Raw genomic sequence first — 7,397 nt, forward strand, 5'->3', positions numbered from 1 at the left:
GAAAGAGGAACCCCGCACCGTACCCGGAACGGGTCGGTGTCGGGAGGATGTCAGTACAGATTCACCGGCTCGATACACTTCAACTCGCTTTTGCGCGACATCGAGAAGCCACCCCAGGCGACAGCCACAGTCGAGGTATTCTGTCATTTTTTCTTGTAACAGTTTTAGGCGATCGCTTTTCGATCGCAATTCCACGACGAAATCTGGACAAATTGGCGCGAAGCCTTGGCGTTCTTCTGGGGTTAAGGCGTCCCAGCCATCGCGGGCAATCCAAGAGGCATCGGGGGAACGAATTGCGCCGTTGGGTAAGGTAAAGCCTATTGAAGAGTCGAATGCATAGCCGAGTTGGGTTTGCCGATTCCACAGCCAAAGTTGGCCGCTGAGGTTGAAATTACGGTTTCCGGTTTCGCTTCCTGTTGGAGGCATGACAATTAAATCGCCTTTGGCAGTACGCTCGAAGCGGAGATCGCGGTTGTTGCGGCAAATCTCGGCAAACTGAGCGTCTGTAAGGGTTATCGTGGGTGCAAGTTCGATCTGTAGAACCGTCACGATCGCAATTGTGGAGAATCTGGGGGGCGATCGCGATTCTAGCAAATCCACGGCAACGACTCCGTTCGCTCAAGGGAGACCCGATCGATCCCTGCGATGGTTCTGGAACTCTCGAATTTAATAAGCAGAACTTATTTAAAGGATAGGCGATCGAAATCACACTTTCGACCTATGTAGAATCACGTATCCTATGTGACGAGAACAGCTCGAAATCTGTCACAGGGTCACTGACCGCAGCCCCCGAAACGCGAGAGAGTAAGACTGTCGAGTTCGGAACAGGGAGTCTGCATGATGTTCGATCGCACCTTCGCTATTGCTCAAGCCGTCATCGCCATCGTCTCTGGCGTGACCTTCACCACCGCGACACGAGCCGAATCTCTAGCCGTAGCCACCCGACTCGACACCGTGACGCCGACGCTGGTGGAAGGGACTCACGTTTACGGTTCGGTTCCCCAAGCGCAACAAATCGGGGAAACCTATATGGTATTCGAGGTGCAAGGCGATCGCGTCGTGGGGGGATTCTACCAACCTCATTCTTCCTTTGATTGTTTCTACGGCGATGTCGATCGCGATCGACTGGCGTTAAACATCATCGACAGCTATCGCAACGACACTTACGCTTATAACATTGCTCTGACCTCAGAAGCGGTGGTCGCCGACGGTCAACCGACTGCACCTGTAACCTCTCTGCAAGGCTTCCACGAACTGGAGCATCCCAGCCACACCAGCCAACGAGTCCTCGAAACCTGTCAGGCGGCGGTTCGGTAATGGTTCGGCAATAATGTATAGGGAACAGTGGTAGGGTGCGTGACTTGAAAAATCGGGTGTAAATCGTGAGACGAACAAATTGTCACGCACCGACCATGTACAGCGCCAACATACAAGGATGCCGTGACGCGGGCGTCCATCGGTCGCTGAAATCCGGAAAATGGGATGTTACCGCGTCACGCACCGACTTCCCAATCGTACCCTCATCGAATTCCCAAAAACTCCAGAATTCCCTGGTTGGTGATGAGTTCGATGAGGACGAGGGCTAAAAAACCGAGCATGGCGAGGCGTCCGTTCCACAGCTCGGCTTTTTTCGTAAATCCTAATGCGCCGCCTTTAGACTCGGTGGAGGACTTGGCGGCGGATTTTTTGGTGGCGTCGGTTTGGGAACCGAATCCTTTATCGGTGGCTGCGTTGGGTTTTGCCATGACGAGAACTCTTGATCGAACAGTGTAATCTCACCTTAACATTCTGCCCGTTTCCGTTCGGTTGGGTCTTGTTCGGTCGTCACGACGGCCAAATTTGAGGAATTCGATTATCGTGAAGGCAGTTTGATGAATTTTACTGCAATCTTATGGCTCCCGAATCCCAAACCCCGGAAAACCAACCGATTCCTAAAGACTCCGCCATCGTCGATGTTAGCGATGAAACTCGCGAAATGGTCGATCGCGATATGCCAGACGCCGACCAAGAGGTTAAAAACAAGGCGATGGAACTGCTCGAAGCTATCCGTCGCAAAGCTCAAGCGGAAGTTCAAGCGGCTAACGATCGCACTCAAGAAGCCTATCTCAAAGCCATCGACGACGCGAAACAGACCATCGAACAGACCGAACAGTTTGCTAAAGAGCAACAGGAATCTCTCGATAACGCCGTGAAAATGGCGCAAAACGAGGTTCAAACCCGTTGGGACGGTCTGATGAAAGAGATCGAAGAGTTCGGCGGACGACTGCAAGAAGCGGCGGAAACTGCTTGGAAAATTATCACGCAACCGAAGGACTCTTCGGAAGCGGAAACCCCCTCGGCGACGGCGGACGAGGCGGCTAAGAAAGATTCCTAAAGATTCCGTTCGAGATGTCTCGCGAAACACCCCAAGGTTCGATCGACCTCGAACTTTGGGGTGTTTATTTATCACAAAACAAATAATATGTCAACAAAACCGCTAAAATCGTAAAGTTGATTAAACTTGAGGAGAGACGTATCTCGGAAACCGACCCGCTGTCGAGCGTTTCCTTACTCGATCGAGCCAATCTCTTATGCTGAAACTTGCCCGAAATTCCCGTCAGGGGGAAATCCTTGAAGTCGTTCTCAGCAACGGCTGGGACTATATGCGGAGTCTTCTCAGCACCGGACAGACTGGAGAACCGGCCGGAGAACCGGACATTCCCCCCCCCGAAGTCCTACGCAACATCCTCACCGACTTGGGGCCGGTCTACGTCAAACTCGGTCAACTGATGAGTACGCGCCCCGATTTACTTCCCCCCGACTACATCGAGGCGTTGAGTACCCTCCACGCGCAAGTTCCCCCCGTTCCCTGGGGGGACATCGAACCCGTCGTTCGCCAAGGACTCCCCCGCCCCCTCGAAGAAGTCTTTTCCGACATCGACACTCAACCCCTAGCCGCCGGGTCGATGGCGCAAGTTCACCGGGTTCGCCTGCGGGACGGCCGCGAGATGGTGATGAAAGTCCAGCGTCCCGGTATCGAAGCTCTGGTGGCGCAAGATGTGGATTTGATTAAAAACATCGCCAAACTGATGGCCACGACGGAATTCGGGAAAAGTTACGACGTGGTGGGACTGGCCGACGAATTCGGAAAAGCTCTCTACGCGGAACTCGACTTCACCAAAGAAGCCAATTACACGGACAAACTCCGTCAAAACCTGTCTTCGAGTCCCTGGTTCGAGCCGGAACGGTTGAAAGTTCCCGCCATCGAACGGAGTTTGACGACGCGCAAACTCTTGATTATGGAATGGCTCGATGGCGTTCCGCTGCTGAAAGCGCATTTACGGGGAAGCCAAAAAGACGGAAGCCTCGACACCGAACGCGCGGAACTGACCACGTTAATTTTCCGGGCGTTTTTCCAACAGTTCCTCAGCGATGGCTTTTTCCACGCCGACCCCCACCCGGGAAACCTGTTTTATTTGAAAGACGGCCGTTTGGGGATTCTCGATTGCGGGATGGTGGGGTCTCTCGACCCGAGAACGCGGTCGGCGTTGACGGAATTGCTGTTGGCCATCGTTAATGCGGACGCTTCTCGCTGCGCTCAGTTGAGTTTGCAACTGGCCGAACCCACGCAACCGATCGATCTGGCTCGGTTGGAAGGGGATTACGTGCAACTGTTGCGCCGTTACTACAACCTGAGTTTGTCGGAACTCAACACCAGCGAAGCGTTTTATGAGGTTCTGCAAGCCGCCAGACGAAACCATTTGCGCTGGCCGGGAAATATCGGTTTGTTTGCGAAATCTCTGGGAAATTTGGAAGGGGTAGCGCGTCAGTTCAACCCGGAGGTCAACGTCCTTGAGGAAGTGAAACCGCTGATGACGGATATTTTCCGAAAAGAACTCATCGGCGACGACCCGGTTCAGGCCTTGTTTCGGACGACGCTGGAGTTTAAGAACCTCTCTCTGGAATCGCCCCGTCAGGTGAGTTTTCTACTCAACCGCTTGAGTAACGAAACGCTGCGGTTTAATTTGCGGGTGGAAGGGTTGGACTCGCTGCGGCGCAGTTTGGACGAGTCGGCCAACCGTCGCACGTTTGGGACGGTGTTGAGTGCGTTGATTTTGGGGGCGGCGATTCTCTCGACGGGGGCGCAAACGCCGCAATTGACGCTGATTACGAATGTTTTGTTCGGGGCGGCGAGTTTAATTGGGTTGGTGTTGTTGTATAAGATCGTGCGATCGGGTCAGCTGAAGTAATGGTTTGCCAGAACGGTTTGCCAAAACGGTTTTAAAAATACTTGGGGATTGCGATCGCTCTGACTACAAATTAAATCGCAATGGGAGATGATGGGTGAAGAACTCAACAAGTTCGACGATGGCCAGTTCTCACGATCGCGTCTCGATCGAGGCTGGCGATCCTTGAAAAACTCAGACCTTCATTCACTCGGATTGAAATGGCGATCGCTCCCCAGGAATCTTTAACCCGTGCTACCTTGCGGAACATGGGTCTGCAAATTATCGGCATTATTGCCATTATTTCTTGTATTAGTTACTTCCATCTAACTTCCCAACTGTCTCAAGACACCCAAACCCAACTCACGAAATATATTACCGAACGCGCCAAACGAGAAGAATCTATCTTTGTCTTAGCTGAAGATAACCATAAATTACTCCGCCAAGACGTTCTCGACGCCTTACAAACCACCCCTTCGGAAGATTGGCAAGATAAGTTCGATCGCTATTTCTATCGATGGTCGGATGGAAGCCTTCGTAACGTTCCGGAAAATATGCCTTCTGAAAACTTCGATACCCAAGAGTTTCCGACGGTGTTCCTTCGTCCTGACGTGGTTCTCACGGACGATATTCGCAAGCGTCTCGTCGTCTTTTACGAGTTAGTCCAACAATACGGGCCGGGCTGGCGAAACCGCTTTCTCAATACCTATATTAGCTTGCCGGAAGGGGGAATCGTTATATTTTGGCCGGGGGCAACTTGGGGACTCGATGTCGATCCGAGTTTAGATATTCGTCGCGAAGAATGGGCGTATTTGGGGATGCCGGAATACAATCCTCAACGTCAAACGCTTTGGACGCGATTGTATTCCGATCCGGTGACGGGAGATTGGATGGTATCTGGAGAAACGCCTATTGATGATGAAAACGGACGTCATATCGGAACCATCGGTCACGATATTATTTTGACGCAGTTGTTACAGCGAACTATTCACGATTCTTTGAAAGGGACTTATAATATTATCGTGCGATCGGATGGGAATTTGATTGCTCATCCGGAGTTTATTGAGGAAATCAAAAACCGAGACGGTTGGCTATCTGTTGCTGATTTGGGGAACGAAGATCTTCTACATATTTTTGAAATTGTTAAATCCGGAAATCCCGATCGCGTGGTCTTTTTTAACGAGCGAGATCGGGAATATTTAGCGGTCGCTCGCCTCCAAAGCACATCTTGGTATTTGATTACTGTCTATCCGGAAGCCTTGCTTCAGGAAAAAGCCTGGAAAACAACAAAATTTATTGTGGTTGTGGGCTTAGCTTATTTGGTATTAGAGATGGCAGTGCTGTTTTTTGTGTTACAACAGAAAATCGCTCGACCGTTACAAAAACTATTGGGTGCAACTCAAGGGATTGCTCGGGGGAATTTCAAGATTAAGCTGGACACGAAAAGGAAGGACGAACTTGGAGATTTAGCTCGTTCTTTTAATCACATGACCGAGCAGTTACAAGAGTCTTTCTCGATGTTAGAAGACCGCGTTCGAGAACGAACTGCGGAGCTGGAACGGGCAAAAGAGAAAGCCGATCTCGCCAATCAAGCGAAAAGCGAATTTCTGGCGAATATGAGTCACGAACTGCGAACGCCCCTCAACGGTATTTTAGGATATGCCCAAATTTTGAAACGCAGTTCAGATCTCAACCAACAACGACAAGGAATTGAGGTCATTCATCAATGTGGTAATCATTTATTGACCTTAATTAACGACGTTCTCGATTTGTCTAAAATTGAGGCTAAAAAATGGAATTGTTTCCCCACGAATTCCATTTTCAATCCTTTTTGACGGGAATTGCGGAGATGCTTCAAATTAAAGCCCATCAAAAGGGATTGGAATTTATTTATAAAAACAATCCTCAACTTCCCGAGGCTATTTATGCCGATGAAAAACGCCTGCGTCAGGTATTGATTAATCTGTTGGGAAATGCGGTAAAATATACTAAACAGGGGAGTGTCACCTTTCAGGCGAACATCATCGGCAACCTGCGATCGAAAGACAAAGCGGCGAAAAAGGTTAAAGTTCGGTTCCTCGTTGAAGATACGGGAATTGGTATGAGTCAGGGGCAAATTGAGAAAATTTTTAAACCCTTCGAGCAGGTGGGAGATGGACCGCGAATCGCGGAAGGGACGGGATTAGGACTGTCGATCGCTCAGAATATTGTCAAGTTAATGGGGAGCGAAATTCACGTCAAGAGTACTCTCGGACAAGGGAGTACGTTTTGGTTCGATGTGGAGTTGTCTGAGCGAAAAGTTGGGGTCGTTTGGCAATTTTCAAACATGCTCGAATCCAAGGCTATCGGGGAAAAATGCGGAAGATTTTAGTCATCGATGATAAATGGGAAAATCGGGCGGTGTTGAAGCATATTTTAACCCCGCTGGGCTTCGAGATTATTGAGGCGGAAAACGGTAAAGAAGGCGTGACTCAAGCGGTGGCGGAATCTCCCGATTTAATCGTAACGGATTTGGTGATGCCGGAACTGGACGGTTTCGAGACGATTCGCCATTTACGGGAAATGCCCCAGTTTCAAAGGATACCGATTGTTGTGTCTTCGGCGAGTGTTTTTGAAAGCGATCGAAATCGCAGCCTCGACCTAGGAGGAAGCGATTTTTTACCGAAACCTGTGCAGGTTGAAGACCTCCTCTGTAAACTCCAAAAACTTTTACAATTGGAGTGGATTTATTTAGATATCCCGACGCGGGAAAAGGTCGATCGCACTTCCGATGAGGCGACAGAGGAAGAAGACATCGTTCCACCGCCGTTATCGGAACTCGAGGTGTTGTTGGATTCGGCGAAACGGGGAAGTTTGCGAAAATTGAAAAAGCAGGTTGACGCTCTCGCTTCAGAAAATCCTCAATACGCCCCCTTCGCTCGAAAAATCGGCGAGTTAGTCAAGGGCTTTCAAGAACGGGAGGTGTTGAAATTGCTAGAAACCTATTATGAAAGCGGCTCCAACGCCTAATTTTTGCTGAAAAACTCGCTATCGTGGAAATACTGGATTTTTGGGGGAGGTCATCCCCACTTCAGTTTGTAAAATACATCTGAGTTAACGTTTTTCCGTTTGTCCTTGCGATCGATTCCACTCGAGATAGTGTCAGCACCCCCGGCTGAAGCACGGGGGCTTCATGCCCCCAGCTTCAGGTAG

Annotated in this window: 8 protein-coding genes; 6 read left to right on the forward strand and 2 right to left on the reverse strand. The window is 50.1% G+C overall.

The features are described 5' to 3' along the window. Positions 1-549: Uma2 family endonuclease (locus ACP5D4_RS20105; protein ID WP_428013393.1), on the reverse strand; the 549-nt coding region annotated here is incomplete at its 3' end. A 288-nt stretch (positions 550-837) separates the two neighbouring features. On the opposite strand from ACP5D4_RS20105, the gene ACP5D4_RS20110 reads away from it, so the two are divergent. Continuing rightward, positions 838-1,317 carry a hypothetical protein gene (locus ACP5D4_RS20110; protein ID WP_428013394.1) on the forward strand — a complete coding sequence of 160 codons (480 nt, stop codon included), beginning with the start codon at positions 838-840 and terminating at the stop codon, positions 1,315-1,317. A gap of 203 nt (positions 1,318-1,520) precedes the next feature. On the opposite strand, the gene ACP5D4_RS20115 is transcribed toward ACP5D4_RS20110, so the two are convergent. Next, complete coding sequence (locus tag ACP5D4_RS20115; RefSeq protein ID WP_428013395.1) at positions 1,521-1,745, reverse strand: chlorophyll a/b-binding protein; 225 nt, start codon at positions 1,743-1,745, stop codon at positions 1,521-1,523. A 146-nt stretch (positions 1,746-1,891) separates the two neighbouring features. Between ACP5D4_RS20115 and ACP5D4_RS20120 the strand changes: the two genes are divergently transcribed. From ACP5D4_RS20120 to ACP5D4_RS20140, 5 genes are all read left to right on the forward strand, one after another. Further along, on the forward strand, positions 1,892-2,374 hold the full coding sequence (locus ACP5D4_RS20120) for a hypothetical protein (RefSeq protein ID WP_428013396.1): 483 nt from the start codon (positions 1,892-1,894) through the stop codon (positions 2,372-2,374). A gap of 196 nt (positions 2,375-2,570) precedes the next feature. Next, entirely contained in the window at positions 2,571-4,229 is a 1,659-nt protein-coding gene (locus ACP5D4_RS20125) for an ABC1 kinase family protein (protein ID WP_428013397.1), read from the forward strand. Positions 4,230-4,426: 197 nt separating this feature from the next. Next, positions 4,427-6,040: a histidine kinase dimerization/phospho-acceptor domain-containing protein gene (locus tag ACP5D4_RS20130; protein ID WP_428013398.1), complete on the forward strand. Its 1,614-nt coding sequence runs from the start codon at positions 4,427-4,429 to the stop codon at positions 6,038-6,040. Beyond that, positions 5,998-6,576, forward strand: a complete 579-nt coding sequence (locus tag ACP5D4_RS20135) for a sensor histidine kinase (RefSeq protein WP_428013399.1) — start codon at positions 5,998-6,000, stop codon at positions 6,574-6,576. The genes ACP5D4_RS20130 and ACP5D4_RS20135 overlap by 43 nt, the downstream gene beginning before the upstream one ends. After that, the gene (locus ACP5D4_RS20140; protein WP_428013400.1) at positions 6,561-7,214 is read left to right on the forward strand and encodes a response regulator; all 654 of its coding nucleotides are present in this window, start codon (positions 6,561-6,563) and stop codon (positions 7,212-7,214) included. Before ACP5D4_RS20135 ends, ACP5D4_RS20140 begins: the two co-directional genes overlap by 16 nt. Positions 7,215-7,397: the final 183 nt, after the last annotated feature.

Origin of the sequence: Baaleninema sp., from assembly GCF_049974805.1 — a bacterium.
Taxonomy (GTDB): domain Bacteria; phylum Cyanobacteriota; class Cyanobacteriia; order Cyanobacteriales; family Geitlerinemataceae; genus Baaleninema.

Excerpts from the sequence above, each read along its gene's own strand:
- ACP5D4_RS20120 (WP_428013396.1), top strand. The coding sequence starts at position 1,892 with ATGGCTCCCGAATCCCAAACCCCGGAAAACCAACCGATTCCTAAAGAC.
- ACP5D4_RS20125 (WP_428013397.1), top strand. The coding sequence starts at position 2,571 with ATGCTGAAACTTGCCCGAAATTCCCGTCAGGGGGAAATCCTTGAAGTC.
- ACP5D4_RS20135 (WP_428013399.1), top strand. The coding sequence starts at position 5,998 with ATGGAATTGTTTCCCCACGAATTCCATTTTCAATCCTTTTTGACGGGA.
- ACP5D4_RS20110 (WP_428013394.1), top strand. The coding sequence starts at position 838 with ATGATGTTCGATCGCACCTTCGCTATTGCTCAAGCCGTCATCGCCATC.
- ACP5D4_RS20140 (WP_428013400.1), top strand. The coding sequence starts at position 6,561 with ATGCGGAAGATTTTAGTCATCGATGATAAATGGGAAAATCGGGCGGTG.
- ACP5D4_RS20115 (WP_428013395.1), bottom strand. The coding sequence starts at position 1,745 with ATGGCAAAACCCAACGCAGCCACCGATAAAGGATTCGGTTCCCAAACC.
- ACP5D4_RS20130 (WP_428013398.1), top strand. The coding sequence starts at position 4,427 with ATGGCGATCGCTCCCCAGGAATCTTTAACCCGTGCTACCTTGCGGAAC.